This window comes from Sciscionella sediminilitoris, assembly GCF_000737195.2.
Classification (GTDB): Bacteria; Actinomycetota; Actinomycetes; order Mycobacteriales; family Pseudonocardiaceae; genus Sciscionella; species Sciscionella sediminilitoris.
Genome location: NZ_JALM01000036.1, coordinates 242,666 through 267,973, shown reverse-complemented (window position 1 = coordinate 267,973; position 25,308 = coordinate 242,666). Strand labels below are relative to the sequence as shown.

Below are 25,308 nucleotides of genomic sequence, written 5' to 3'. Positions count from 1 at the left end.
ACTCGCTGTCACAGGACGCGACAGACGTCGGATGCGCCAGATGTCGGATCGCCGCACCGAACTGCACGACGTTTGTCCAGTTCTCATCGGCGAGGCCACACCGCAAGCTGTGTACCAGGTTCGACGTCTTCGACACCGCGCTTCGCCGTTACCTGGAGGTATTCATGTCCTCACGTATCGTCGACCTCGTCACCCACAACGTCGTCGAGATTCTCGCGGAACCGGTAGCGATCTGGCCATTCCTCCTCGACACGGACAGCTGGAAACAGGGCGCGAAACCGGTCCGGGAATCCGGCGAGCCGGATGCCGTCGGGGAGGTCCGGGTCGCCCGCGAGGTGATCGACGGCGTCGAGTACAGCCTGACCGTCGAGACGGTGGTGCTCGAACCGCCATTCCGCAAAGTCGTGAAGCTCTCGACCGGCGCACCGGAGGATCCAGGGTGGGCGGCGTGGCAGCTCGTCCCACTGGTCGGCTCGACACTGGTGAGCTACGACGTCTACAGCCGGCACGAAATGGACGGCGTGATGACCGCAGACGACTATCGAGCCGCGAACCGGCACCGCTTCGACGCCGAGCTCGCCACGCTCAAGCGGCTGGCCGAAGCCGAGGTGGCTCCCGATGAACGATGAAACGGTGGCCAGCGGCCTGTCGGCGACGCAGGGCCGCACGCGATCGGTGAGCACACTGCTGGTCGGTGCCGTGCTCGTCTATGGCTTGCTCGAGGCCATGATCGTGCCCGCGCTGCCGCTCATCCAACACGGGATCGGCGCCACGCAGGCGCAGGCCGGATGGATCATCTCGGCGATGGCGCTCGTCGGGGCGGTCGCCACCCCGGTCGTCAGCAGGCTTGCCGACATCCGTGACCGGCGAGGCATCTTCCTCGGCGTCCTCGCGATCGTCTTCGTGGGGATCGGGACAGCGGGGCTGGCCCCGTCAGTGGTGGTGTTCGCGATCGGACAGGGCTTGCAAGGCGCCGGGGTCGGTCTGGTGCCACTGGCCGTCGGTATCGTCCGGGACACCGAACCACCCGGGCGGTTGCGCAGAACGAACGGCCTGTTCGTCGGAGGAATGGCCGTCGCCAACGCGGCCGGTGTGCTACTGGCCGGGCCGATCCTCGCCGTTCTCTCGTACCAGTGGCTGTACTGGATGGCTTTGATCGTGCTGGTTCCGCTGCTGGTCTTCGCGGTCATCGTGATGCCCTCCTATCCGCCCTCGGTGCGCGGCAGGGTCGATTGGGCAGGCGCCGCCCTGCTCGGCATCGGCCTGGTCGCGCTCCTGATGGGAATCACGTTCGTCGCCTCGACAGGGTGGGCCTCGGCTCCCGTAATCGGGCTGGGCGCGGCGGCGATCATCGCACTGGCCGGGTTCGTTCTCGTCGAGCGACGGGTCGCCGACCCCCTTGTGGACCTGCGGCTGGGTGGCTCTGCGGTGCTGATCGTGCATGTGACCGCGTTCGCCGCGGGGTTGTCCTCGGCGGTGTTGATGATCGCGGTCCCGAGGATCGCGGCCGCACCGGCAGCAACCGGGTACGGGCTGGGTTCGACCGCGGTCGTCACCGGGCTGATCATGTTCCCGCTCGGCGTGCTCGGCGCGATCGCCGCCCCGCTGACCGGCCGATTGGAACGGCTTGTCGGATCGCGCATGGTGATGGTCGGTTCCGGGGCGCTGCTGCTCGTGGCGGGTCTGATCATGGTCAGCGGCCGGTCCAACGCATTCGTGCTCGCCGTTGGTGCCGGACTGGTCGGCGTTGCCGTCAGCACCGGGCTCACCCAGGGCGTCAACATCATCGCGCTCACGCTTCCCGCCGACCGCGTCGCCAGCGTCACCGGGCTCGCCTACGTGCTGCGTGCCGTCGGCAGCGCGGTCGGTGCCCAATTGGCCGCCACCATCATGGCCCTCGAGTTGATTCCGAACACCCAGCTGCCTACCTGGAACGCCATCACCTGGGTCTTCCTCGGCGCGGGCGCCATAGGCGTACTCGTGGCAGCAGTGTCCTTCCGGCTCCCCGCCCGGCTGACCGCCGCCCACTGAACCGTGCGCATCCGACCGACCAAGGAGACGATCATGGCCCCGACCGTCCGCGCCCTCGCCGACCAAGTGTGGGACCACGTCCTGCGTACCGAGCCGCACTACACGCTGCGCACCGGCCGCCCCGTCGAGCATCTGCCGAGCGGATCCCTCGCCGAAGCGGAAGACCGAGCCGCGATGGGCCGGTCCATGCGTGTGGCACTCGCCGGGATCGATGAGGCCGCACTCGAACGGGACGAGCGGGACACGGCCGCGCTGCTGCACTTCATCGCCGATCATTGGGCGGGCGCCGACCAGTCGTGGTGGTGGCACTTCCCGGTAGCGCCCTACCAGATGTACGAGCTCAGTTTCACCGCGCCGCAAGCATTCGACGTGATCACCTTCACCGACCCGAACACCGATGTCGAGCGTTTCCGTTCCCTCGCGGGGGATCTCGCTCGACGAGTACGCGGCGCGGAGGCGAAGCTTCGCGCGCAGGCCGCGAGTGGTTGGGGAACCCCCCAAGCGGCGTTACCAGGATTCGTCTCCACCGTCGTCGGCCTGCGCGCCGCGATGCAGCGGTGGCTCACCCTGGACGAGCATCGCATCGAGCCCCTCTCCCCCGCACTGCGAGGCAGGCTCACCGACGGGCTGCGCCGCACCGCAAGCAACGACATCCTGCCCGCGATCGACTCCCTGCTGCGCTACCTCGACGGCCCGGCACGAGACACCGCAGTGCCAGGGGCCGGACTCGGCCAATACCCCGGCGGCGAACAAGCCTACCGGCAACTGGTGCGTCAGTATGCCTCCTACGACATCTCGCCAGAGCAGGTGCACGCCATCGGGCAGGCCCAGGTTGCCGAACTCACCGAGAAGATGGCGCAACTGCGCTCCGAGACCGGGTTCGACGGCGATGAAGCCGCCTACCGGAATATCCTCGAAACAGACGAACGATTCCACGCCCGCTGCGCCGAGGACGTCGCCGCGACCTACCGGCGCCACCTCGCCGCCATCGAGCCACGGATCGGACAGTGGTTCTCGGTAACGCCCAAGGCGCGGCACGCAGTCGAACGCCTCGATCCCGAACTCGAAGCCGGACTGTCCTACGGCTACTACGAACAACCAGGACCAGCCAACCCCGTAGGCCGCTACCGCTACAACGGATCCGGGCTCGACAGCAGATCCCAGATCAACGCGGCGACCCTGATCTTCCACGAACTCGTCCCCGGCCACCACTTCCACCTCGCGCGCCAAGAAGAAGACACCGCACTGCATCCGATCCGCGGCATGTTCGCCCCCGAACTACTCGGCGCCTACACCGAAGGCTGGGCCGAATACGCCGCCTCGCTCGGCACCGAGATGGGCCTCTACACCGACCCATGGGATCGGTACGGCCACTATGTGCACCAGCGCCTCACCGCGCAACGACTCGTCGTCGACACCGGACTCAACGCGTTCGGCTGGTCCCTGGAGAAAGCTGCCGCGTACATGGCGTCCACGACCATGGAATCATCGCAACAAATACACACCGAGACGCTGCGCTACTCGACCGATATGCCCGGCCAAGCGCTCGGCTACCGCCTCGGCTTCCTCAAGTTCTGGGAACTGCGCGAACACGCCGCGCAGAAACTCGGGCCCGCATTCGACATCCGCGCCTTCCACGAGGTCATCCTCGGCCCCGGTGCCCTCCCATTCACCGCTGTCGGCGAAAACATGGCAAACTTCGTCACGGAGCAGACCGCCGGATGACATCGCCGGGGAGTGCCCGAACAAGGTTTATGGCGCCTTTTGCGTGAAGACACAAGGGCATTTCTGTCCACTATAGACAGTTTGGGTGAAGCTTTCGCTCCCCCTCACCGACGCCGTCCGCAGCTGCCGACGTCGACTTCCTCCGCAAAAGGGTTCTGCTCACATAGCCCATTCACGGAAAGTGCGTCAGAAACGACCACAGGCCTTGGTCTCGTCGATAGGGCCATTGAGGTACTGGGCATGCACGATCGTGCAGTACTCGTGGACACCCGGCGACTTGTTCAACCAGATAGGTGTGCCTTCGCAGACATTGGCGGCATTTCCTTCCACTCCGCCACAGATCTTGTTCGTCTTGGTCACAAATTTGCCGTCAATATAAGCGAGGAGTTGCACGTCTTTGTCCCCGATGTCGCTACAGCTGTAGGAACCGAGGAACTCGACCTGGTTCAGATTCGCAACCGCGGGGAACCCCTGGCAGGTGGTCGTGACGGAGGTTGCGTCAGTGTGCTGAGCCGCCGATGCGGCTCCCCCGGTGGTGACAGTCAGGGCGATACCGAGGGAACCGGCGGCGACGGCGATGCTTTTCCATACCCGCATAATGAGACTCCATTCATCTCGGATGGATCGGGTCGACACAGATAATGTGCCCGATGCGCGAACATTGGCCTTGGTGAGCGTGTCCCGGTTCTTGAACGGGACGTGTCGTAGTAGACAGGACGGCCATGCCCACGGCAAGGTAATCACCGATACTTCGACAAACCTTGAAGCGTCTCCGAATTTCCCATGCACGGCCCGGATTTGCCGTCCGGGTTGGCCACGCAGAACTCGTGCGAGCCGACCAGGCCACATTTCGAATCGGGATGGTGACGAGGTCGGCGTTTCATGACGTCGGGTTACCGCCCGACCACGGTGGTCGGCACGTCCGGCGTCACGGTTGGAGAAGTTCGACCACAACGTCCGCGCCGGAGCCGACAGGGAAACCGCGGACCGGGTGCGCGAGGCGGTACTCGGCCTCGGCACCGGATCGGCGCGCGAGTTCGCCGAGGCCTGCCGCCGGATCAGCGGGCCATGAGTTCCGGCAGCGCGAGGCTACTCAGTCCGGCTGGTGGGCTCCGGTCATGATCTCGGCGAGATCATCCGGGGCGAGGAAGGAGGGCGGCGGTGGCGGTCCCCAGTTGAACAGGCCGCGCGCTCCCTCGAGCGTCTCCGGTGTCCAGAGCTGATCGTCCACGATGCAGTCCATATCGGAGTAGTACTCGGAGAAATTGCCCGCGGGATCCTTCAGGTACCAGAAGAAATTCGATCCGGCGTGGTGCCGCCCGAGTCCCCACACGTGCCGTTCGGGATGCTCGGTGAGCATGCTCGCGGCCCCGCGCCCGACCTCGTCGATGTCCTCCACCTGCCAGGAACTGTGGTGCAGAAAGGCCACCGGCGCGTTCAGCACCAGGACGTTGTGGTGATCGGTGGAACAGCGCAGGAACGCGCCGTGGTCCTTGATCCGGTCACTGGTCTTGAACCCGATCAGCTCGGTGAAGAACCGGATCGTCGCCGCGTAGTCGGTGGAACCGAGCACCACGTGGCCGAGCTTGCGCGGGCGAACCGCGGTTGCCCGCGACAGACCGGGAGCCCGGCCGGTGCCCCGCTCGATCCGGCCCGGGCCGTTGTACGGCGTCGCCGGTTCCTGGGCTTGCGTGACCGCTTCGGCGACCCGGACCACGACCCGGGTTCCGGTCACCGGTTCGACGGTGCGCAAGCCGGTCCCGTCCGCCTCGACCGGTGCTCCCTCGGCGCGCAGCCGGTGCGCGATCGCGGCGATATCGTCCGGGTGCTCCGCGCCGATCCCGATCTCGAGCAGCCGCCGTGTCGGCGCGGGCCGCACCCGCAGCTGTCTCCCACCGTCCACACTGGACAGCCAACCCTCGGCATGCGGGGTCAGCCCGAAATCGGTGTAGTACGCGATCGTCTCCGCGACATTCGGTACCCCCATGGTGATCGCGGTCAGTCGATGTAATGCCATCCCTACTGTCCTTCCACCAACTGATGGCGCATCTCCCCGATGCCGTGCACATAGCTGCGGAGTTCATCGCCCGGGTTGAGCCAGCGCGCGGGCTTGCGGCCAAGACCGACACCGGACGGGGTTCCGGTGAAGATCACGTCCCCGGGCAGCAGCGGCGTCACCGCGGACAGCCGGGCGATCAGCTCGGGCACCGGGAAGACCATGTCCCTGGTGCGGCCCTGCTGCATCTGCTCACCGTTGACCAGGCAGCCGAGCTCGAGATCGTCCCGGTCCGGCAGTTCCTCGGGGGTGACCAGCACCGGACCGATCGGCCCGAAACCCGGATGCGATTTGCCGAGGCTGAACTGCGGGGCCGGGCCGCTGAGCTGGAGCACCCGCTCGGAGAGGTCCTGCCCCACCGAAAGGCCAGCCACATGCGACCACGCGTCCTCGGCGGCCACCCGGTGCGCCCGCGCCCCGATGACCACGACCAGCTCGACCTCCCAGTCCACTTCCCCCTGGGGCACCGGAATCCTGCCGTACGGCCCGGTAAGCGAGGTCACGAACTTGGTGAACACCGGCGGATGTTCGGGCACCGCAAGCGCGGATTCCGCCGCGTGATCCGCGTAGTTCAGCCCGATGGCGAACACCTGGCGTGGCGTGGGAACCGGGTTCTCGTAGGACTCCTCGGACACCGCACGATCCCCGTCCGCCGCACCTGTTCCCGCCGCGAAGTCCAGTACCTCGGACCAGCGCGCATAGGCCTGCTGCGGATCGGCGGGCAGGCTGCCGCCGCTCGCGGTGTGCAGATCGAGTACCCGGCCGGGGGCCGTGACCTGGTGGAGCCGACCGGATAGGGAGGCAAATCGCATGCAACTACTCCTCGTCAAGGGCCGCACTGGCTTCGCCGCCGATGTCTTCCTGTCTACGCCGGTCAAATCGAATGGTCAATAAACTTTCGAAAGTTACACCCATGTTCGCACCATCGGGTAGGGTGCGAGGCGTGGCGAAACACGGAACGGCCGGGACCCGCACCGATGATGTGCACCGCGAACTGCGCAGCGACATCCTCGGCGGACGATTGGTGCCCGGCTCCCGCCTGAAATTTCCCGAACTGTGCGAGCGCTACCGCGTCAGCGTCGGAGCCGCACGGGAGGCCCTGACCCGGCTGATCGCCGAGGGACTGGTGAAGAACCAGGCCCACCAGGGCTACATCGTGACCCCGCTGTCCCACGAGGACCTCGCGGACCTCACCCGCGCCCGGGTCGAGATCGAGTCACTCGTGCTGCGGCTGTCCGTGCTCGAAGGCGATGTGCAGTGGGAATCCCGGGCGGTCGCGGCACATCACGTGCTCGAGCGCGCGGTCTTCCTCAGCAAGGACGAACCCGGCCACCCCACCGACGAATGGACCGCCGCGCACGCCGCGTTCCACCTCGCCCTGATCGACGGCTGCACCAACCGCAGGCTGCTCGGCACCGCGCGCAGCCTCCGCGAAGAGGCCGAGCTCTACCGTCAGTGGTCGGTGTCGTTCGGCCAGGAACCCGACCGGGACTTCGCCGGGGAGCACCGCGCGCTGCTGGAGGCCGCGATCGGGCGCGAGGCGGACCGCGCGGCCGAGCTGATCCGCGAACACATCGCGCACACCGCGCAGCTGCTGATCAGCGTCGCCACCGACGAACCGGGAACGGGTCAGGACACCGGAACCGCGCCGAGTCCGGGCATCCGGTAGTCCGGCAGGGTGATCGCTTCCTGGCTCGGTTTCCGGAACTTGCCGAGGAACCCGGAGATCCCGCGGTAGAGCGGGGTCGCCCCGGCGCGCATGACGGCGTGGAAGGCCTTGTTCTCCAACCGGCCACGCGGTGCCGTGCTGCGCGGGGTGCCGATGGGAAGCCGCTGTGCCTGCTCGACGAGCGGGCGCAGCCGCTGTTCGTAGCGGGCGAACGCGAGGCGGGGGTCATCCTGGCCGATGAGCTCACCGGCCAGGATGTACGCGCCGGTGAGCGCGAGCGTGGACCCCATCCCGCTGTACGGGGACGCACAGTAGGCGGCATCACCGACCAGCGCGATCCGGCCCCTGCTCCAGGTGTCCAGCCGCATCTGGCCGATGCCTTCGAAGTACATCGAGCCGTTGTCCAGCGCGTCGAGCACCCGTGGCCCCGCCCAGCCGACGTCGGCGAAAGTCTTGCGCAGCAAGGCGATCTGGTCCTCGCGGTCCAGCCGCTCCAGTCCGCGCACATCGCTGAGGAACTGCAGCGCGGCGCGGGTGCCACCCACATTGTCCGGGCGCAGGTAGACCTGCCTGCCGCGCCCGCACAGGTGCATGGCCCACCAGCTGTCATCGGTCTCGGCCCGCGGTATCGCCAGATGGGCGGTGTAGACGCCGAGCTCGTGCACCGTGGCTTCGGGCATGAGCTGCGCCCTGGTGTGCGAGCGCAGCCCTTCGGCCAGGACCACGATGTCGAACCGCCGCCGGTCGCCACTCCGGAACCGCACATCCACCCCGGCGCCATCGTCGTGCAGCGCGGCGATCTGATCACCGAAACGGTAGCTCGCCTTGTCGGCGGACTGCCGGTAGACCAGCCCGCCGAGCTGCCCGCGCAGGATCTCCAGTTCGGCGGTAGCTCCCCTGGATTCGTCTGTGCCAGCGGGAAAAGCGGCGATCGCGCGGCCGTGTTCGTCCACCAGCTTCATTCCCGTCTCACCGGTGTGCGCGGCCATGGCGACGTCCTCGAGGCCCATCCGGCGCAGTACCTGGCGCCCGACACCGCGGATGTCGACGTTCTGCCCCTCCGCACGCAGGTGATCGAAACGTTCCACGACGGTGACATCCCAGCCCGCCGCGCCCAGCCAGGACGCGAGGACGGGACCTGCGATGCTGGCACCGGAGATCAGGATGCTGTGGTCGCCCATCGCTATCGGCTCCCCTCCGAGACAATCGAGAAGTATGTAGTTAAACTATCTATTAGCCAAACTAGCAACATCGGGAGGGCGGTGCAACGTGGACGAGGAAGCGGCCCTGCGCCGGATGAGCGCGACCACCTTTGCCGTGCGGGACCTGATCGACGCCAGCCGCAGCCTGGTCACCCGGGCCGCGAAGCTCACCGGGATGAACGGGAACGACCTGACCGCGCTGGGTTTCCTGCTCGATCTCGGGCCGATGGGCACCGCCGAGCTGGCCCGCCGCCTCGCGATCAGCGGTCCCTCGGCCACCGCACTCGTGGACCGATTGGAACAGGCCGGTTACATCGAGCGAGCCCCCAGCGACACGGATCGCCGCAGGGTGACCATGACCGCCACGGCGGCCGCCCGGGACCTGGTGGTCTCGGCCTGGCTGCCCGCGATCCAGCGGATCGACGCGGTGTCCCGCGCGCTCAGTGAGTCCGAGCAGGCCATCGCCACGAAGTTCCTCGCCGAGGTGACCGAGGCACTGGACCGCAGTTTCCGGGAGGAGTGAGCACTCAGCGCGCCCGGATCGCGGCCACCAGCGCCGGGATCACCTCGTGCACATCGCCGAGCACCGCATAGGTGGACCGGGTGACCATCGGCGCCTCAGGATCGGTGTTGATCGCGAGAATGTGCTTGGCGTGCATGCAACCCACCCAATGCTGGGTGGCCCCGCTGATCCCGCAGGCGATGTAGAGCTCGGGCGCGATCTTGGTCCCGGTGAGCCCGACCTGATCGCTGTGCGGACGCCAGCCGTTGTTGGTGGCCACCCGCGAGCATCCGACGGCCCCGCCGAGCAGCGCGGCGAGTTCCTCGAGCGCGGCGTATCCCTCCGCGCTGCCCACACCGCGCCCGCCCGACACGACAACGGGCGCGGTCGCGAGGCTGATCCCGCCGCCGCGTTCGGTGCGCTCCACGAGCCGGGCCCTCGGCAGCTCCGGATCGAGCTGCGGAACATGCTCGGTCACCGAAGTCTCCTGTACCGCCACGGTTTTCGTGACTATCGCCGCGCCCTGCCCGATGCTGCAGAGCTTGACCTCCGCGGTGAGTTCGGCGTCCTCGAACAGCACCCCGCCACCGCGGCTCCTGGTCAACGTCCAGGGTTCGCCGGTGCCGATTTCCAGGCAGTTGGCGGCGAACGGCAGCCCGAGGCGCGCGGCCGTGTTCGCGAGCAGTTCGTTGCCGTGCGCGGATCCCGGCGCGAACACCGCCTCCGGGGCGAGCTCGGTGATCAGTCCGGCCAGTGCGGCGGATTCGAGCTGCGGGGAATGCTCGTCCAGCAGTTCGTGGCGCACCACATGGAGGGTGCCGATGCCGTACGGGCCAAGGGATTCCGCACAGTCCCCGAACGCGAGCGCGGCGACCTCGATCCCGTTCGCCGCACCGAAAGCCGCCGCGAACCGCAGTGCCTCGACCGAATCGGCGGCGACGGTGCCGTTGTCGACATCGACGTGGACGAGCAACATCAGCGCAACACCCCCAGATCCTCGAGCACGCTCAGCACGGCATCGGCCGCCTCGGCCCCGCTCCCGAGTACCTTGGTCTCGGTGCCGATTCCCGGCGGGGTACGCAACCGCAGCGCGCGCAGGCCGCCCGCCGCCACTTCGGGCGAGATCCGGTGCAGCGGCGCCTTTTTCGCCCGCAACCGGCCCTTGATGCTCGGATAGCGCGGCAGGTTCAGCCCTTCCGCGACGGCGGCCACGGCGGGCAGCGGTGCCCGGTACACCTCGACACCGTCCGGGACATCCCGGCGCAGCGTGACTTCCTCAGGTCCGAGCTCGATCCCTTTCACCCCGGCGAGTACGGGCAGGCCGAGCCCGTTCGCGACGCGTGCACCGACCTGATACTGGCAGGCATCGGCGGATTCGTTGCCGAACAACAGCAGGTCATAGGGGCCGATTTCGCGCAGCGCGGCGAGAATCGCGGACGCGGTCGCCTGCGGATCCTCCCCCGCGCCCTCGACGAGCACCCCGTGATCGGCGCCCATGGCCATGGCATACCGCAGTTGTTCCTCGGCCTCCGGCGGTCCCACGGTGAGCACCCCGGCCGAACCCGAGGTCCGCTCCGCGATCCGCACCGCCTCTTCCACCGCGCATTCCTCGTGCGGTCCGATGGTGAACCCCAGGTGCCTGGTGTCGAGCTCGCCGTCCTCGGTGAGCACGACCTCGGCGCCGAAGGCGGGCACCCGTTTCACGCAGACGAGCACATCCATGGTTCACACCCGCATTCGCGTATCGTCCGGATCGAACAGCGGGGTGCGCCCGGCCCGTGCCACGACGACCGGGTACCGCTCCCCCATGTACTCCACGGTGAGTTCGGTGCCCTCCACCGCGTACTGCGCGGGCAGGTACGCCATCAGCAGATAGGTGCCCAGCGTCGGCCCGGATCCCGCGCTGGTGACGTAGGAACCGCGCCCCTTGCGGTCCACGATCCGCTCGCCCTCGGTGGTCAGGATCGGCTCGCCGCCCTGCGGAAACCGTTGTGTGCCACCATAACTGAGGGTGCACAGGGTGGCGACCGGTTCACCGTCGCGGGCGCGCAGGTACGCCTCCTTGCCGATGAAGTCCGCGCTCTTCACCTTGGGCAGCGCGAGCCCCGCCTCGACCGGGCTGTATTCGAGTTCGAGCTCGGCACCCATCAGTCGGTAGCCCTTCTCCAGCCGCCCGGTGGTGCCGTACACCCCGATTCCCGCGGGCACCAGTCCGTGCGGGCGCCCCGCGGCGTAGAGCGCGTCCCACAGTCGCGCGCCCTGTTCGAAGGGGGCATGCAGTTCCCAGCCCAGATCGCCCACATAGGACAGTCGCATGGCGAGCACCGGAACCGAACCGACGGCGATCTCGCGCGCGGTACCGAAGGGGAATCCGTCGTTGGACACATCGTCCTCGGTGCACGCGGCGAGCACATCCCGGGCGCGCGGTCCCCACAGGCCGATCGTGCACACCGCGGAGGTCACATCCCGCAGTGCGGCATCGGCGGGCAGGTTCTGGGTGAACCACTTGAGATCCCGCGCCCCGTCCGCGCCGCCGGTGACCACCCGGAACCACCGCTGCCCCAGACGAACCACGGTGAGGTCGCTGCGGAATCCGCCGTTCGGGGCGAGCACCGGGGTGTACATGATCCTGCCGACCGGCCGGTCCATCTGGGCCACGGTCATCCACTGGATGAACTCGAGCGCGCCCGGTCCGGTGATGTCGAACTGCGCGAAGGCGGTCAGGTCGATCATGGCGGCGTGCTCGCGCATGGCGAGATGTTCGGCGGTGCTGATCGGCGACCACCAGCGGGCGTCCCACTCGTGCGGCCGGTCCGCGACCGGATACCGTTCGAGCAGTTCCCGGTTGCTCTCGTACCACTGCGGGCGTTCCCAGCCCCCGACCTCGAAGAACCGCGCACCGAGCTCGACTTCCCTGGTATGGAACGGGGAGAGCCGCTGTTCCCGGTTGGATTCCCACTGCTCGCGGGGATGCACGATGCCGTAGGTCTTGTTGAAGCCCTCGTTCGCCCGCGCGCGCACATGGGCGCGGGTGCGCTGGTGCGGGTAGAACCGGGCGATGTCCGCGGCGTGCGGGTCGATTTCCGGGGCACCATCGGTCATCCACTCGGCGAGCATCCGGCCTACCCCGGGGCCCTCCTTGATCCACACCGCGGCCGCCGACCACAGCCCGCGCACCTCGGGGGTCTCGCCGAGCAGCGGGCCGCCGTCCGGGGTGAGCGAGAGCAGCCCGTTGATCGCGTGCCGGATCCCGGCTTCGGGGTCCCCGAGGATGTCCGGGAACAGTTCGAGTGCCTGCTCCATCTGCGGGTCGAAATCCGCATCGGTGAACGGCAGCTGGGTCGGAGAGAGCGCGGCTGCCGCGATCGAGGGGATTTCATCCGGCTCGTGCAGGATCGGGCGGTGCGCGTAGGAACCGACCTCCAGATCGGCGCCGCTCTGCCGTTCGTACATCAGCGGATCCATATCGCGCACGATCGGATAGGCGATCTCGGCGTTGGTCTTCTCCAGTTCCGGGATCGGGCCGACATCGATCATCTGGTGCACCGCCGGGGTCAGCGGGATGTGTGCCCCGGCCATGCGGGCCAGCCGCGGGCTCCACACCCCGCAGGCGATCACCACGGTGTCGGTCTCGATGTCCCCGCGATCGGTGCGCACCCGCCGGATCCGGCCATCGGTGGTTTCGATGGCCAGCACCTCGGTGTTCGCGGCGGTGTGCAGCGCGCCGAGCTGGCTCGCCTGTTCGCGCATGAGCACCCCGGTCTGCAGCGGGTCGACAACCGCGACCGAGGGAGTGTGGAATCCGGCCAGGATCACTCCCGGATCGAGGAACGGCATGAGTTCGTGCGTCCGCCGCGGGCTGATCAGTTCGGCGTTGATGCCCCAGGACTTCGCCGATGCCATGCGCCGCTTCAGTTCCTCGACCCGCTGCGGTTCGCGGGCCACCTCGATCCCACCGCAGGTGGTGAGCGTGTTGAATTTCTCGTACTGGCGCATCGAATCCAGCGTGAGCCAGGTGATCTCCTTGGAGTGGTCGACCGGGAAGATGAAGTTGGATGCGTGCCCCGTCGAACCGCCCGGATCGGGCAGCGGCCCCTTGTCGAGCAACACGATGTCCCGCCAGCCGCGGTCGGCGAGGTGGTACACGAGCGAGTTGCCGACGATTCCCGCTCCGATGACGACGACGGTGGCGCGGTCGGGAAGTTCAGCCATGGCAAGCTCCTAGTGCAGGCTCCTAGTACAGCCCGACGATCTGGCCGGACTCGTCGATATCGATGTGCTCGGCGGCCGGTGTCGAGGAAAGCCCGGGCATGGTGCGCATTTCCCCGCAGATCGGGTAGACGAATCCGGCCCCCGCGGAGGCGCGCACCTCGCGAACCGGGAGCAGCCAGCCGCTCGGTGCGCCCTTGCGGGCCGGGTCCGCGGAAAGCGAGAGGTGCGTTTTCGCGATGCACACCGGGAGATTCCCGAAACCGTTGCGTTCGTAGCCGCGCAGCTGGCGCTTGGCGAGCGGGGAGATGTCCAGCCCGTCCGCCCCGTAGATCCGCCGGGCGACCGTGTCGATCTTGTCCACGAGGGACAGGTCATCCGGATAGAGCGGGTGGTACTCCGAGGGTGTCGCACAGGCATCGGCCACTGCCTCGGCGAGCGCCGCCGCACCCTTTCCGCCGTCCGCGACATGCGTGCTCACCGCGGCACGGGCCCCCTCCTCGGTGGCGATTCGCAGTATCGCGCGATGTTCGCTCGGATAGTCACCGGGGAAGGCGTTCACCGCGACGACCGGGGTGACCCCGTGCGCGCGGATGTTCGCCAGCTGCCTGCGGAGGTTCGCCGCACCCGCGTACACGTCATCGGGATTCTCCGCGAGCAATTCCTCGGGTAGTGGTTTCCCCGCGACGATGCGGTATTTCCCGGAGTGCGCCTTGAGCCCGCGCACCGTGGCGACCACGACCGCGGCGTCCGGCACCAGTCCCGAGGCACGGCATTTGATGTTGAAGAACCGTTCCGCGCCCATGTCCGCGCCGAACCCGGCCTCGGTGACCAGGTAGTCGCCCGCATGGATGCCGATCAGGTCGGCCACGATCGAGGAGTTCCCGTGCGCGATGTTCCCGAATGGTCCACAGTGGACGAGCACCGGGGTCTGTTCCACTGTCTGCATCAGGTTCGGTTTGATCGCCTCCCGCAGCAGCACGCACATCGCGCCCGCCGCGTGCAGGGATTCCGCGGTGACCGGATGGCCCGCGCGGTCGTAACCGACCACGATCCGGCCGAGCCGGTCCCGCAGATCACGCAGTGAGGTGGCCAGCGCGAGCACCGCCATGACCTCACTCGCCGCGGTGATATCGAACCCGGTCTGGCGCGGATTGCCGTCCCCTGGCCCGCCGAGGCCGGTGACGATCTGGCGCAGATCGCGGTCATTGGAGTCGAGCACCCGCCGCCAGGTGATGGAGTGCGGGTCGAGATCGAGCGCGTTTCCCTTGTCCAGATGGTTGTCCACCATCGCGGCCAGTAGATTGTGCGCGGCGGTGACCGCGTGCAGATCCCCGGTCAGATGCAGGTTCATCGACTCCATCGGGACGACCTGGGAGTACCCGCCGCCGGCAGCCCCGCCCTTGATGCCGAAGGTCGGGCCCATGGAGGGCTGGCGGATCGCGATCACTCCTCGGCTGCCGATGTGCGCGAACGCCTGGCCGAGCCCGACCGTGGTGGTCGTCTTGCCCTCGCCGAGCGGGGTCGGGGTGATCGCGGAGACCACCACGTATTTCGCGCGCGGGCGGGATTTCAGTTCCTCGACCGCGTCGAGCGAGATCTTGGCGACCGCGTCCCCGTAGGGTTCGAGCAGCCCGGGGCGGATTCCCATTTCCGCGCCGAGTTCGGTCAACGGCCGGCGTACCGCGTTCCGCGAGATCTCCAGATTCGTCGACATCGTGGTGCCACCCCCTTCAGGCCACCGCTCGGCGGCGCGCGGTGAGCCAGCGCACCGTCGGACCGATGTGGTTGAACGTGTACACATGCAGTCCGGCGATCTCGCCGTGCGCGCCGAGCTTGCGCACCAGCGAATCCGGGCGATATCCACCGGGCCGCAGCAGTTTCCCGGCCACCGCACGGTTTCCGCGCACGAATCGCACCGAGTCCCCGACCCCGATGCGCATGCTGACCCGCAGCAGTTTCCGCGGATCGACCACCCCGGGAACGCCCGCGATGATCGGCAGCCGGATTCCCCTGCCCCGCACGGTTTCCGCGAACCGGCACACCAGCTCGGCATCGAAACAGAGCTGGGTGACGGTGTAGTCGGCATACTCCTGCTTCGCCTCGAGCGCATCGAGCATGCCGGTGAACGTCACCGCGTGGTGCCCGTCCGGATAGGAGGGAACCCCGACCCGCGGTGGGCGCTTGCCGAGTTCGGCCATGGCGCGCAGCAGATCGAGCCCGCTCTCGAACTCGCCGAGCGGCTGCGCGCCATCACCGCCGACGACGAACACATCCCGGATCCCGGCAGCGGCGATCCGGTCGAGCAGATCGGCGAGCTCGGCACGATCGGTCACCAGCCGCGCCGCGAGATGCGGCACCGCGTCGAATCCCAGCGCGCCAAGGCTTTCCGCGAGCTCGATCGTCTCCCGCACGCCCCTGCTCGGCGAGGAGGTCACGGTGACCGTCGCCCCCGTTGGCAGCTCGGCGGTCTTGTCGAGCACCCCGCGAAGCGGCATCACCTCATAGCGCGGAGCGGCGAGCAGGGCAGCCCGGACCCGCCGCTTTCCCGCTCTCGTCAGGGATTCGGTCATGGTGACCCCCTTGGTATCGCTAACTCTTCGGGGTGTCCTTGTGGGGATCCACGAACGGCTTCTCCACGACGGTTCCGCCGCGGACTCCCTCCGGGGTCAGGATCCGCAGTTCGGTACCGAGCGCGGTGTGCTCGATCGGCACCATCGCGAGCCCGATGTTGCGCTCCAGCCTCGGGGAGTGGCACGCGCTGGTCACCGAACCGATCACGGTGCCCGCGGTGTCCTGCACGCTGAACGGTTCGATCATCGAGCCGTCGTTGTACGAACCGACCGAGGGACCCTCGATCTCCACCCCGACCATGGATCGGGAGACGCCCTTTTCCTTGGCCCGGATCAGCGCTTCCTTACCGATGAAATCGGCTTCCTGGTTCAGGTCCACCATCCACTTGTAGTCGTAGCCGACCTCGAGCGGATTGGTGTCCAGGGTGATATCGCAGCCGTAGGCGAGCATGCCCGCTTCGATGCGCCGCATGTGGCACGGCCCGATCGGACGGATCCCGTGCGGCTGCCCGGCTTCCCAGACCCGGTCCCACAGGGCGACCGCGTTCCGGCTCGCCTCGTAGAGATAGATCTCGTAACCGATCTCGCCGCTGTACCCGGTGCGGCTGATCACCACATCCATCCCGTCGATGGTGTCGTGGCGCAGCGCGTAGTACGGCATGTCCAGTACTTCGGGACCGAAAAGATCGGACATGACCGCCTTGGCCTTGGGACCCTGGATCTGGATCGGTGCCACATCGACCTCGCCGACGTGCACATTCCAGCCGCCCGCATGGGCGAGCGCCAGTGCCCACAGGCCCACATCGCTGTCCGCGAGGGAGAGCCAGAACCGGTCCTCCTCGACGCGGAGCAGAATCGGGTCGTTGACGATCCCGCCGTCCGGTGCCGTGATGAACACGTACTTGCACTGGCCGACGGCGCACTTGTGCAGATCGCGTGGCACGAGCGTATTCGTGAACGCGAGCGCGTCCGGCCCGGAGATCTCCAGCTGCCGTTCGACGCCGACATCCCAGATCGTCACGTCGTTGAGCAGTGTCCAGTACTCGGCAACCGGATCGCCGTAGTGGCGTGGGTGATAGGTGTGGTTGTACACGCTGTACATCGCCACACCGTGCCGCCGGGAAGCCCAGAAGTACGGGGATTTCCGCAGGCGGGTGTAGAGCATGACCGCTGGCTTGTCGACGACCTGCTGCGTCGAATCCGTAGTCGAATCGTTCGCGAGCCGCGGCTTGAGCACGTCCGTCATCGCTCGCCTCCTGACGCCGGTGGTCGCCCCACCGGCTGCGCAAGGGAGTAGTTTAGAGAAGCTATTTAGTTGCGTATGATGCAGCCAGTTGTGGCTGATGCAACAAGTGTGGACCGGCTCAGAAAGCCTCGTCAAGGGCTGTCAAGACCCAATTTTTACCGGTTTCCGGTGGTTACAGGGTGCGTCCGGGAGATACGGAGCGCCGCCCGGAGGTGTTACGACCGCGTCCGCGATCGGCTGACTCGTTCCAGCGTTGTGTCATCGCCCGGCCACGTACCGGGGCTGGTCCGCGGCCCAGATCCCGCCCTCGTCGAGATGCTTCACCAGCCGCCGCTCACCGTCGAGCACGTGCTTGGCCATCGCGGAGCGGGCAGCCTGCTCGTCGGCCGCACGCAGTGCTTCGAGGATCGCGCGGTGCGCGGTGCCCAGTCCGCGCCGCCAGCCCGCATCCGAGGAGTAGAAGGACTGTGGGAGATACAGCGAGGCACTGCGGAGCACCCAGGCGAGCTTGCGGGAGTCCGCGACGAGGTTCACCCCGCGATGAAAGGCGAACTCCAGGCGTTCGATCCGCTCCGCGTCCTTGGTCCGTACCGCCTTGGCCAGTTCGGCCTGGATCCCGGTCAGTTCCTCGAGTTGCTCCGCGGAGACCAGGGCGGCCGCCCGCCCGGCGAGCCGTCCCGCGATGTCCGCCTGCACCTGGAACAGATCCTGGACATCGCGGCGGGAAAGCGGATTCACCGCGAACCCCTTGCTCGGTTGCAGCGAGACCATGTCCTCACCGCGCAGCGCGGCAAGCGCCTCACGCACCGGGGTCGCGCTGATCCCGAGCTCGCCGGCGAGTTGATCGATACGGATGTAGCTGCCCGGCTTGAGTTCCCCGGACATGATGCGATCCCGCAGATGCGCGGCCACCTCATCGGAAAGCTGTCGCCGGTTCAGTCCCGGTTTGCCCGCATCCATCGTCTCTCCTTTGAGCCTGGATTATCTGTCCTCTATCATATATGATCTACGTCTCGGCTATCGAAGGAGCTGGTCGATGACTGCGGTGCTCACCGACCTCCAGGAAGACAGCGGGACCTGGTCGCTGGTGTCCTCGGCCCAATCCGGGGACATGGCCGCCTTCGGCGCGCTGTACCGGCACTACGCACCCCAGGTCTTCGGGCAGTGCCTGACGCTCACCCGGGATCGGGTACTCGCCGAGGACTGCACGAGCGAGACCTTCGTGCGCGCCCTCGCCCGGATGGATTCGCTGCGCTATCGGGGAATCGACATCGGAGCCTGGCTCGCCACCATCGCGCGGAACATCGTGCTCGACCATCTGAAGTCCGGGCGCAGCCGCCGCGAAGTGCTCACCGACGAGAACCCGGAAACCGGGGCGTACGAACCACAGCCCGATTCGATCGTGCTCGCCGATATCGCCCGCGCCGCGGTCCGGGCCGCGCTGGACAACCTGGATCCGTCCCGGCGCCACTGCCTCGTGCTGCGGTTCTTCCACGGATACAGCGTCGTGGAAACCGCGCGGATGATGAACCGCACCCCGGGAGCGGTCAAAGCCTTGCAGCACAGGGCAATTCGCGCACTGGCATTCGATATTCCCAGTGATATCAAGGAGTTCTTCGGAGTGAGCTGACGGATCGGCGGCTCTCATCCGTTACTGAGGCGCGGCGGCGCGGAGAACTGTTTGGCACAGATCCCCACCGAAACCGGGCTGAGACTACGCAGTGTCCTCGACGAGCTGAACAAAGGCTGCGGACCCGAGCTTCGGCGCCCGAGTGAACGGGACGCCGATGCGTTCGACGAGATCGTTCAGTTGGCGGCGAGTTCGTCACGCAGCTACACCGGATCGCCTGCGAACGGGGATGTGCGCATCCGGACTGCGACAGACCGCCAAGCCTCACCCAAGCAAGTCCACATCCACCACGGCAAACCCGAATTCACCCTGCCCGAATACCGGCAGCGCATCGCCGAACTGCGCGCACCCTGCGTGGTTCCCGCGTGACGGAACTCGCTTGGAAAACGTGCGATTCTTGCTATGCTCGAACGCGCTGATGGTTCACCGCCCCATCCCAGGGGCGAGTGAGGCAAGAGGGAACCCAGTGTGAATCTGGGACTGCCCCGCAGCGGTGAGCGGGAACGACCGCCGTCATGGAGCACTGGGCACGGCCCGGGAAGCGACGGCCAGTAGGTCCACCGGATCCGGTGGGTGCCCGCGAGTCCGAAGACCTGCCATCGGTGTGCAAGTCCGACGGCCTCGAGGGCGGCAAGGGCGGACGTGGTGCGGCGCTGTCCTGCCCACCTGTCCTCCACCACTCCCGCGCGGCCGCCGGAACACCGCGAGCTCGCGAGGAGAGAGCCCATGGAGCAAGGAAAATCGACGATCGGTTCGACCGTACTCGGCTACCCGAGGATCGGGCCGCGCCGGGAACTCAAACGTGCCGTCGAACGGTACTGGGCCGAGCGCATCGACGCCGGACAACTCGAACAGGTCGCCGCCGAACTACGTGCCGGAACGATCTCCGAGCTGTCCGCTGCCGGGCTCGATTCGGTGCCGTGCAACACCTTCTCCTACTACGACCACGTGCTCGACACCGCGGTACTTTTCGACGCGGTACCGCAACGGTTCCGTGAACTCGGCCTCGGCGCGCTCGACGAGTATTTCGCCATGGCTCGCGGGCGCGCCGAGGTCACCCCGCTCGAACTGACGAAGTGGTTCGACACCAACTATCACTACCTGGTCCCCGAACTCGCCCCGGACACGAAATTCCGCCTGGCCGGGGACAAGCCGCTCACCGAATACGCCGAGGCGAAAGCGGCCGGTGTGCAAGCACGCCCGGTGCTGCTCGGCCCGGTGACCTTCCTGCTACTGGCCAAGGCCGCCCCGCACGCGCCCGCCGGGTTCGACCCGCTCGATCTGCTCGATCCGCTGCTCGAAGCCTATTCCGAACTGCTCGGTAAACTGGCCGAGGCCGGGGCGCAGTGGGTGCAGCTGGACGAACCGGCCTTCGCCGCGGACCGCTCCAGCGGCGAACTCGATGCCCTGCGCCGGGCCTACGATCGGCTCAGCGGCCAGCAGAACCGGCCGAAGCTCCTTGTCGCCGGGTACTTCGGCGATCTCGGCGACGCACTCCCGGTACTCGCCGAGACCGGTATCGAGGCCATCGCACTCGACCTGGTCACCGCGCCGCAAACGGTGGATCGCGTTGCCTCGCTTGGCAAACTGCGGGACAAGACCCTCGTCGCCGGGGTGGTCGACGGGCGCAACGTCTGGCGCACCGATCTGCGTTCGGCCGCGTCGACCTGTGCCGCACTGCTCGGTTCGGTCGGCGGGCTCGCGGTGTCCACCTCGTGTTCGCTGCTGCACGTGCCCTACGACCTGAACGCGGAACCGGCGCTGTACGAGGAATTGCGAGAGCGGCTGGCGTTCGCGCGGCAGAAGGTCGACGAGGTCGTGCTGCTCGGGCGCGCCATGGAAAACGAGGACTCCGGGATCGCCGAGCAACTGGCCGCCGCCTCGGATCGAGTCCGCAAGGCCACCGCACGGGCGCGCAAGGACGAACAGCTGCGCGGCCGGATCGCCGCACTGCGCCCGGAACAGCGCAAGCGGGTCGACTACGCGAGCCGGGCACAGGCGCAGCAGGCCCGGCTGAACCTGCCGCCGCTGGCCACCACGACGATCGGGTCCTTCCCGCAGACGCCCTCGATCCGCAAGGCACGCGCGGAACTGCGGGACGGCAAGATCGACGAGGCCACCTACACCGAGCGGATGCGCACCGAAATCCGCGAGGTGATCGAGTTCCAGGAGAGCATCGGGCTCGACGTGCTCGTGCACGGTGAGCCGGAACGCAACGACATGGTGCAGTACTTCTCCGAAGGGCTGGAAGGCTTCTTCTCCACCGAGAACGGCTGGGTGCAGTCCTACGGTTCGCGCTGTGTGCGCCCGCCGATCCTGCACGGGGATGTATCCCGCACCGCCCCGCTCTCGGTCGAATGGAGCACCTACGCCCAGTCGCTGACCGAGAAACCGGTCAAGGGCATGCTCACCGGTCCGGTCACGATCCTCGCCTGGTCCTTCGTGCGCGATGACCAACCACTGGCCACGACCGCCGATCAGGTCGCACTCGCGCTGCGCGACGAGATCCACGACCTGGAGACCGCGGGCATCCGCGTCGTGCAGGTGGACGAGCCCGCGCTGCGCGAACTGCTGCCACTGCGGGAAAGCGAGCGCCCGGCCTACCTGGAGTGGGCGGTGAATTCCTTCCGGCTGGCCACATCCGGTGCGGCTGCGGCGACCCAGATCCACACGCACCTGTGTTACTCGGAGTTCGCCGATGTGATCGAGGCGATCGACGGGCTGGACGCGGATGTCACCACGATCGAAGCGGCCCGCTCACGCATGGAAGTACTCGAGGATCTGCGCGCGATCGGGTTCGCCAGGGGTGTCGGGCCGGGCATCTACGACATCCATTCCCCGCGCATTCCCGAGCTCGGTGAGCAGTCCGAGCTGCTGAGCGCCGCCAAGGCAGCGGTGCCCGCGGAACGCCTGTGGGTCAACCCGGACTGCGGCCTCAAGACCCGCGGCTATTCGGAGGTGGAGAAGGCACTGCGGAACATGGTCGGCGCGGCCACCGCACTGCGGTAAGGCTCTCGATCGGCGGGGTGGACCGGACGGTTCGCCCCGCCGATTTGTCGACATATCAGCACCTACTTCTCAGACGTCTGACGACTTGCTAGGCTCCTTCCCGTGACAGGAGCCAACCAGGGCGCGGTGCACCGGATCAATCACGGGCCGATCGTGCCGCAGATCGAGCAGGCACTCCGGGAACAGCTGCGCGAACGGCGCTGGGCGCCGGGGCAGAAGCTGCCGAACGAGTCCGCTCTCGCCGCCGAGCTCGGCGTCGGGCGGTCCTCGGTGCGCGAGGCGGTCCGGCTGCTCGCCCGTGACGGGCTGCTCGAGGTACGCCACGGCTCGGGCACCTTCGTGCTCGAGCAAGCCAAGAACGAACCGGATGTGGGCGAACTGCTGCGCAAGGCCCGGCTGCTGGAGGTCTACGAAGTGCGCCGGGGCATCGAGGTGGAGGCGGCGCGCCTGGCCTCGGCGCGGGCCCGCCCAGGGGAACTCGGCGCGGTGCGCGACAAGCTCGCCGAACGCAATCAGGCAGGCGATGCGGCCCGTTATGTGGACAGCGACCTGGAATTCCACCGGGGCATCGTGGCGCTGTCCGGGAACGCCCTGCTGCTCGGGCTCTACGACGCGGTGCTGCCGACCATCCGCGCGGCCACGCTGGACCGCATCACCGAGGACGCGGATGTGCCGGACACCGCCTGCGCGCACGCGGACCTGCTCGCGGCCATCGAACGCGGGGATGCGGCTGCCGCGATCGCGGCGACCCTGGCGAATCTGGATTCGATCTCCTCCCCGCTGCGGGAAACCGGCTGATGGCCACTGACCGGCTCGGCACGGCGAGTGCCACGGTCCTCGGCGGGATCGGCGCGGCCGTCGGCGGTTTGCTCGGCGGCGGCAGCGGCGTGATCTACGTGCCCGCCCTCGACCGGCTCACCACCTTGCCGCGCGCGGTGCTGCACGGCACCTCGGCGGCCGCGAACATCGCGGTGTGCCTGGTCGGCCCGGTGGTGTTCGCCCTCGGTGGCGGCGGAGTCGATCTGCGCAGCGGCTCCGGCCTCATGCTGGGCAGCGTGATCGGCGGGTTCTTCGGCGCCAAACTCCTCACCCGGCTCCCGGAAACCTTGCTGCGCGTGCTGTTCCTCGCGGTGTTGCTGGTCACCGGGACGAAGCTGTTCCTGGACGCCTTCGGGCTCGATCCCAGTGGCGGTGCGGCGCTGTTCAGCCAGCAGCTGCTCGCCGAACTCTGGTTCGTGCTCCCGCTCGCCACCGTGACCGGGGTGCTCATCGGTGCCTGGGCGGGCGCGATGGGCCTCGGCGGCGGGTTGCTCGCGGTACCGGCGCTCGTGCTGCTGTTCGGCACCGATCTGCACACCGCGGAGGGCACCTCGCTGCTGATGTTCCTGCCGACCTCGATCGTGAGCACCGTCGTGCACCTGCGCCAGGGCACCGCGGACGGGCGGCTGTCCGTGCTGCTCAATCTCGGGGCCGTCCCGGGCGCGATCGCGGGCGCCCTGCTCGCGCTCGCGCTGTCCGGAACGGTGCTCTCCCTGGTGTTCGGCACGTTCGCCATCGCGATGGCGATCCGCGAACTGTTCGCTATGCGCCGAGCTCCCGCAGTTTCGGCACCACATCCTCGGTGAACTGGGTGAGGAACCGCTCCTGGTCGTTGCCCGGGCCGTGGAACACCAGGTGGTCGAAGCCCGCGTCGAGGTAAAACTTCACCTTCTCGATCGCTTCCTCCGGATCGGAGGCGACGATCCACCGGCTGGCGATCTGCTCACTGGTCAGGGCATCGCCTGCCTTTTCCATCTCCACCGGGTCGGAGAGGCTGTGCTTCTGCTCGGCGGAGAGCGCGAGCGGTCCCCAGAACCTGGTGTTCTCGATGGCCCGCTCGTGATCGCGGTCGTAGGAGAGCTTGATCTCGATCATCTTCTCGATCGAGCCGGGTTCCTTGCCCGCAGCGGAGAGCCCTTCCTCGACGGCGGGAAGCAGCTTGTCCGTGTACAGTTCCGGGCCTTTTCCGCTGGTGCAGATGAATCCGTCACCGGCGCGGCCGGCGTACTTCGCGACGACCGGCCCACCGGCGGCCACGAACACCGGGATGCGCTCGTCCGGGCGGTCGTACACGGTGGCGTTGTCGGTCTGGTAGTAGTCGCCGTCGAAGCTGACCCGTTCGCCGTCCCACAGGGCGCGCATCAGGCGCACCGATTCCCGCAGCCGCGCGAACCGCTCCTTGAAGGCGGGCCACTCGAACTTGGCGACGGCCAGCTCGTTCAGTGCCTCGCCGGTGCCGATCCCGAGCATCACCCGGCCGGGGAACAGGCAGCCGAGGGTGCCGAAGGCCTGCGCGACCACCGCGGGGTTGTACCGGAAGGTCGCGGTGAGCACGCTGGTGCCCAGCTGGACCCGCGAGGTCCGCTCCCCGACCGCGCCCATCCAGGCCATCGAGAAGGGTGCGTGCCCGCCGTTGTGCCGCCAGGGCTGGAAGTGATCAGAGACCATGACACTGTCGAGGCCAAGTTCTTCGGCCCGCACCGCGTACTCGACGAGATCCCGGGGGCCGAACTGTTCCGCGGATGCTTTGTAACCGATCTTCACTACGTCATCCTGCCACGCAGCGCGCGGACCCCGCCAATGTTGCGGATCGCTACCCAGGGTTGCGGCGCAACAAGTAGGTATCCATGATCCAGCCGTTGCGCTCGCGGGCCTCGGCGCGGACCCGCTTGATTTCCTCGGCCACCTCGGGCAGCGTGCCGGACACCGTGACCTCCTCGGGAGTACCGAGATAGGCGCCCCAGTAGATCTCCATTCCGGCGTTCTCGATCTCGGCGAACGTACAGTGCGCGTCCAGCATGACGACCACGTCGTCCACGCCGTCCGGGAACCCCTCGGCGAGCCTGCGGCCGGTGGTGATCTGCACCGGACGCCCGATCCGGTTCAGTCCGGTGCGGTGCCGCGCCACCAGCGAGGAGACGCTGCTGACCCCGGGAATCACGGTGTACTCGAAGCTGAGCGTGCCGCGCGCGAGAATGTCCTCGAGGATGCCGAGGGTGCTGTCGTAGAGGGTCGGATCGCCCCAGACGAGGAATGCGCCGGTCTCGTCCTCGCCGAGCTCCTCGGCGATCATCCGCTCGCAGACGTCCGCCCGCCGCTTGCGCCAGTCCTCGACCGCGGACACGTACTCGGCGCTGGACCGGTCCCGTGGCGGGTCGTTCGCCTCCGCGATGCGGTACCCGCCCTCGGGCACGTACCGGCCGAGCACCTCGGCGCGGAAGTCCACGAGCTCCTTCTTGCGCTCGCCCTTGTCCAGGATGAAGAACACATCCACGCTGCGCATCGCCTCGACAGCGCGCACCGTCAGATGTTCCGGGTCACCTTCGCCGATTCCGATCAGCACAATATTCCGCACAATGGCTGATTATGCGCGAGTGCGGTTCGGCACCCGGGAGCTACCCACGAGCACCCCGGGTG

General features: G+C 67.7%; 24 protein-coding genes and 1 riboswitch. Of the genes, 11 read left to right on the top strand and 13 right to left on the bottom strand.

Features of this window, described 5'->3' with window-relative positions; translation table 11 throughout:
* The first annotated feature begins 164 nt into the window (after positions 1-164).
* The 3 genes from AD72_RS17705 to AD72_RS17695 are packed head-to-tail and all read left to right on the top strand — an operon-like array spanning position 165 to position 3,756.
* On the top strand, positions 165-629 hold the full coding sequence (locus AD72_RS17705) for an SRPBCC family protein (protein WP_031467637.1): 465 nt from the start codon (positions 165-167) through the stop codon (positions 627-629).
* Positions 619-2,031 carry an MFS transporter gene (locus AD72_RS17700; RefSeq protein WP_082469002.1) on the top strand — a complete coding sequence of 471 codons (1,413 nt, stop codon included), beginning with the start codon at positions 619-621 and terminating at the stop codon, positions 2,029-2,031. Before AD72_RS17705 ends, AD72_RS17700 begins: the two co-directional genes overlap by 11 nt.
* A gap of 33 nt (positions 2,032-2,064) precedes the next feature.
* Positions 2,065-3,756, top strand: a complete 1,692-nt coding sequence (locus AD72_RS17695) for a DUF885 domain-containing protein (protein ID WP_051898724.1) — start codon at positions 2,065-2,067, stop codon at positions 3,754-3,756.
* Between the two features lie 186 nt (positions 3,757-3,942).
* On the opposite strand, the gene AD72_RS17690 is transcribed toward AD72_RS17695, so the two are convergent.
* Positions 3,943-4,353 carry a hypothetical protein gene (locus tag AD72_RS17690; protein WP_031467634.1) on the bottom strand — a complete coding sequence of 137 codons (411 nt, stop codon included), beginning with the start codon at positions 4,351-4,353 and terminating at the stop codon, positions 3,943-3,945.
* Between the two features lie 337 nt (positions 4,354-4,690).
* Here AD72_RS17690 and AD72_RS36650 point away from each other — a divergent pair, with 337 nt between their 5' ends.
* The gene (locus tag AD72_RS36650) at positions 4,691-4,828 is read left to right on the top strand and encodes a hypothetical protein (RefSeq protein ID WP_156365242.1); all 138 of its coding nucleotides are present in this window, start codon (positions 4,691-4,693) and stop codon (positions 4,826-4,828) included.
* 21 nt (positions 4,829-4,849) lie between these two features.
* Here AD72_RS36650 and AD72_RS17685 read toward each other — a convergent pair whose 3' ends face one another.
* Both AD72_RS17685 and AD72_RS17680 read right to left on the bottom strand, forming a co-directional pair.
* The gene (locus tag AD72_RS17685) at positions 4,850-5,773 is read right to left on the bottom strand and encodes a VOC family protein (protein ID WP_031467633.1); all 924 of its coding nucleotides are present in this window, start codon (positions 5,771-5,773) and stop codon (positions 4,850-4,852) included.
* A 2-nt stretch (positions 5,774-5,775) separates the two neighbouring features.
* Positions 5,776-6,624, bottom strand: coding sequence for a fumarylacetoacetate hydrolase family protein (locus AD72_RS17680; protein WP_031467632.1), 849 nt, complete (start codon positions 6,622-6,624; stop codon positions 5,776-5,778).
* A gap of 131 nt (positions 6,625-6,755) precedes the next feature.
* On the opposite strand from AD72_RS17680, the gene AD72_RS17675 reads away from it, so the two are divergent.
* Complete coding sequence (locus AD72_RS17675; RefSeq protein WP_037346193.1) at positions 6,756-7,481, top strand: GntR family transcriptional regulator; 726 nt, start codon at positions 6,756-6,758, stop codon at positions 7,479-7,481.
* Here AD72_RS17675 and AD72_RS17670 read toward each other — a convergent pair.
* Entirely contained in the window at positions 7,442-8,662 is a 1,221-nt protein-coding gene (locus AD72_RS17670; RefSeq protein WP_031467630.1) for an FAD-dependent monooxygenase, read from the bottom strand. The genes AD72_RS17675 and AD72_RS17670 overlap by 40 nt on opposite strands.
* Positions 8,663-8,750: 88 nt before the next feature.
* Here AD72_RS17670 and AD72_RS17665 point away from each other — a divergent pair, with 88 nt between their 5' ends.
* Positions 8,751-9,206 carry a MarR family winged helix-turn-helix transcriptional regulator gene (locus tag AD72_RS17665; protein WP_051898723.1) on the top strand — a complete coding sequence of 152 codons (456 nt, stop codon included), beginning with the start codon at positions 8,751-8,753 and terminating at the stop codon, positions 9,204-9,206.
* Between the two features lie 4 nt (positions 9,207-9,210).
* Here AD72_RS17665 and AD72_RS17660 read toward each other — a convergent pair whose 3' ends face one another.
* From AD72_RS17660 to AD72_RS17630, 7 genes are all read right to left on the bottom strand, one after another.
* Positions 9,211-10,161 (bottom strand): electron transfer flavoprotein subunit alpha/FixB family protein, encoded by a 951-nt coding sequence (locus AD72_RS17660; protein ID WP_031467628.1) that lies wholly within the window; start codon positions 10,159-10,161, stop codon positions 9,211-9,213.
* Positions 10,161-10,907, bottom strand: a complete 747-nt coding sequence (locus AD72_RS17655) for an electron transfer flavoprotein subunit beta/FixA family protein (protein WP_031467627.1) — start codon at positions 10,905-10,907, stop codon at positions 10,161-10,163. Before AD72_RS17655 ends, AD72_RS17660 begins: the two co-directional genes overlap by 1 nt.
* A 3-nt stretch (positions 10,908-10,910) precedes the next feature.
* Positions 10,911-13,397: a GcvT family protein gene (locus AD72_RS17650; RefSeq protein ID WP_031467626.1), complete on the bottom strand. Its 2,487-nt coding sequence runs from the start codon at positions 13,395-13,397 to the stop codon at positions 10,911-10,913.
* Between the two features lie 22 nt (positions 13,398-13,419).
* Positions 13,420-15,111: a formate--tetrahydrofolate ligase gene (locus AD72_RS17645; RefSeq protein WP_031467625.1), complete on the bottom strand. Its 1,692-nt coding sequence runs from the start codon at positions 15,109-15,111 to the stop codon at positions 13,420-13,422.
* A gap of 16 nt (positions 15,112-15,127) precedes the next feature.
* On the bottom strand, positions 15,128-15,967 hold the full coding sequence (locus tag AD72_RS17640) for a methylenetetrahydrofolate reductase (protein ID WP_031467624.1): 840 nt from the start codon (positions 15,965-15,967) through the stop codon (positions 15,128-15,130).
* A gap of 19 nt (positions 15,968-15,986) precedes the next feature.
* Positions 15,987-17,213 carry a glycine cleavage T C-terminal barrel domain-containing protein gene (locus AD72_RS17635; RefSeq protein ID WP_031467623.1) on the bottom strand — a complete coding sequence of 409 codons (1,227 nt, stop codon included), beginning with the start codon at positions 17,211-17,213 and terminating at the stop codon, positions 15,987-15,989.
* Positions 17,214-17,471: 258 nt separating this feature from the next.
* On the bottom strand, positions 17,472-18,173 hold the full coding sequence (locus AD72_RS17630; protein ID WP_031467622.1) for a GntR family transcriptional regulator: 702 nt from the start codon (positions 18,171-18,173) through the stop codon (positions 17,472-17,474).
* Positions 18,174-18,249: 76 nt separating this feature from the next.
* On the opposite strand from AD72_RS17630, the gene AD72_RS17625 reads away from it, so the two are divergent.
* From AD72_RS17625 to AD72_RS17605, 5 genes are all read left to right on the top strand, one after another.
* On the top strand, positions 18,250-18,843 hold the full coding sequence (locus tag AD72_RS17625) for an RNA polymerase sigma factor (RefSeq protein ID WP_051898722.1): 594 nt from the start codon (positions 18,250-18,252) through the stop codon (positions 18,841-18,843).
* 51 nt (positions 18,844-18,894) lie between these two features.
* Positions 18,895-19,212, top strand: coding sequence for a hypothetical protein (locus tag AD72_RS17620; protein WP_031467620.1), 318 nt, complete (start codon positions 18,895-18,897; stop codon positions 19,210-19,212).
* A 33-nt stretch (positions 19,213-19,245) separates the two neighbouring features.
* A riboswitch (cobalamin riboswitch) is annotated at positions 19,246-19,458 on the top strand.
* Between the two features lie 111 nt (positions 19,459-19,569).
* Positions 19,570-21,852, top strand: coding sequence for a 5-methyltetrahydropteroyltriglutamate--homocysteine S-methyltransferase (gene metE, locus AD72_RS17615; protein ID WP_031467619.1), 2,283 nt, complete (start codon positions 19,570-19,572; stop codon positions 21,850-21,852).
* 102 nt (positions 21,853-21,954) lie between these two features.
* On the top strand, positions 21,955-22,650 hold the full coding sequence (locus AD72_RS17610) for a FadR/GntR family transcriptional regulator (protein WP_082469000.1): 696 nt from the start codon (positions 21,955-21,957) through the stop codon (positions 22,648-22,650).
* Positions 22,650-23,477 (top strand): sulfite exporter TauE/SafE family protein, encoded by an 828-nt coding sequence (locus AD72_RS17605; RefSeq protein WP_031467617.1) that lies wholly within the window; start codon positions 22,650-22,652, stop codon positions 23,475-23,477. The genes AD72_RS17610 and AD72_RS17605 overlap by 1 nt, the downstream gene beginning before the upstream one ends.
* Here AD72_RS17605 and fgd read toward each other — a convergent pair.
* Together fgd and cobF are read right to left on the bottom strand one after the other, a co-directional pair.
* On the bottom strand, positions 23,434-24,435 hold the full coding sequence (gene fgd, locus AD72_RS17600; RefSeq protein WP_031467616.1) for a glucose-6-phosphate dehydrogenase (coenzyme-F420): 1,002 nt from the start codon (positions 24,433-24,435) through the stop codon (positions 23,434-23,436). The genes AD72_RS17605 and fgd overlap by 44 nt on opposite strands.
* 49 nt (positions 24,436-24,484) lie before the next feature.
* A complete protein-coding gene (gene cobF, locus AD72_RS17595) occupies positions 24,485-25,246 on the bottom strand; it encodes a precorrin-6A synthase (deacetylating) (protein WP_031467615.1) in 762 nt (253 codons plus the stop codon).
* Between the last annotated feature and the right edge of the window lie 62 nt (positions 25,247-25,308).